Origin of the sequence: Lyngbya aestuarii BL J, from assembly GCF_000478195.2 — a bacterium.
Classification (GTDB): Bacteria; Cyanobacteriota; Cyanobacteriia; order Cyanobacteriales; family Microcoleaceae; genus Capilliphycus; species Capilliphycus aestuarii.
In genome coordinates, this window is record NZ_AUZM01000400.1 from 1 (window position 1) to 350 (window position 350).

Here is a 350-nt window from a genome sequence, read left to right on the forward strand (position 1 = left end):
GGGTTGAAAGTGCTGTTGCGACGATGTTAATGGTTTTGAATACTAAAAATTAAAACAGGGAGAAACGGTGATTGTTCTCCCTCAATTTCCGATGATATTCGCTCTCAATATTAATCTCAACATTTTGATTAAGCATCAACCGCTTCATCAGTTGAAGCCACGGTCATCGTTTTTTCGGGTTGAGATTTGCTCGTTTTTGTTGCTTCTTCTAGTTGTTTGGCTTCTCGTTTGAATTCATTTTCAAATTCTTTAGAAGCCTCTTGAAATCCTCGAATTGCCTTTCCCATACTGCGACCAATCTCGGGTAGCTTTTTCGGGCCAAAAATTAACAACGCGAGAACGAGTATTAC

The 350-nt window shown here is 39.4% G+C and carries 1 protein-coding gene; it reads right to left on the reverse strand.

Annotated elements, in window-relative coordinates; translation table 11 throughout:
• Positions 1-128 precede the first annotated feature (128 nt).
• Positions 129-350, reverse strand: a 222-nt coding sequence (locus M595_RS28685) for a TatA/E family twin arginine-targeting protein translocase (protein ID WP_071810013.1), incomplete at its 5' end; no start/stop codon positions are given.